This window comes from Bacillus sp. LR--39, assembly GCF_053613335.1.
The window spans coordinates 1-784 of the sequence record NZ_JBSIOT010000708.1 but is presented as its reverse complement, the minus strand read 5'-3'; the positions used below and the strand labels follow the sequence as shown (position 1 = coordinate 784).

Sequence of the window (784 nt, the reverse complement as noted above, 5' to 3'; positions counted from 1 at the left end):
GTGGCGATCGCAGTGATGATCTCTGTACAAACAGGCGTGCTGACGATCAATCGTTTTATCGACCTTGTAAGTATTCTCGGTATTTTGATTCCTGTCATTTATTTCATCATCATGTTTACAAGCAAAAAAGCGGACAAAACAGAAAAATCCCGTCTTGCCGCTTACGTTCCTTTGTTTATCGGTGCTGTCATGTTCTGGGCCATTCAGGAACAGGGAGCGACCATTCTTGCGGTATACGCTGATGAACGCATAAAACTTTCATTGGGCGGATTCGAACTTCAGTCATCTTGGTTCCAATCATTAAATCCATTGTTTGTCGTCATTTTTGCGCCAATATTCGCATGGCTCTGGATGAAGCTTGGCAAACGCCAGCCGTCTACACCAGTTAAATTCTCAATCGGAATTATTTTAGCCGGATTGTCATTTATCATTATGGTATTCCCTGCTATGCAAGGAAAAGAAGCACTCGTAAGCCCGCTTTGGCTTGTTCTCAGCTTCCTGCTTGTCGTGCTTGGAGAGCTGTGCCTGTCTCCAGTCGGTTTATCCGTGACAACGAAACTGGCACCAGCTGCCTTCTCTGCACAGACAATGAGTATGTGGTTTCTGACGAACGCAGCAGCCCAAGCGATCAATGCCCAAGTAGCCGGATTGTTTGATAAAATTCCTGAAACAATGTACTTCGGCACCATCGGTTTGATTTCTATCGTTCTTGGCGGCATTCTCCTGCTGCTCTCGCCGGTGATCAAACGCGCGATGAAAGGGGTCTTATAATCAGAAACAGCCC

At 46.0% G+C, this 784-nt stretch carries 1 protein-coding gene; it reads left to right on the top strand.

Annotated elements, in window-relative coordinates; genetic code table 11:
• On the top strand, window positions 1-771 hold a 771-nt coding region (locus ACWHAR_RS25990), incomplete at its 5' end, for a POT-type proton-dependent oligopeptide transporter (protein ID WP_452088289.1).
• Between the last annotated feature and the right edge of the window lie 13 nt (window positions 772-784).